The 223-nt window shown below is 36.8% G+C and carries 1 rRNA gene; it reads left to right on the plus strand.

Going from position 1 to position 223, the window contains the following annotated elements:
• Nucleotides 1-73 (plus strand): 16S ribosomal RNA (locus WFH39_RS21180); the annotation flags it as partial.
• Nucleotides 74-223: the final 150 nt, after the last annotated feature.

Raw genomic sequence — 223 nt, forward strand, 5'->3', positions numbered from 1 at the left:
GGTAAAACAGGTAACTAGGGCTAAGTCGTAACAAGGTAGCCGTACCGGAAGGTGCGGCTGGAACATCTCATTTTAGAGCGTCTTAAAGACGAAAAACAAAATTAGTACGCAGGTACACAGTACTTACTTAAAGTAAAGCTTTAGTTTTTTATTTGGTTGATATATCATAATACACACCCACTAGAAATTAGTAAAAGGGAAAGAGATTGAGAAATGAAGAATG

Source organism: Chryseobacterium sp. MMO-72 (assembly GCF_037146035.1).
Taxonomy (GTDB): Bacteria; Bacteroidota; Bacteroidia; order Flavobacteriales; family Weeksellaceae; genus Chryseobacterium; species Chryseobacterium indicum.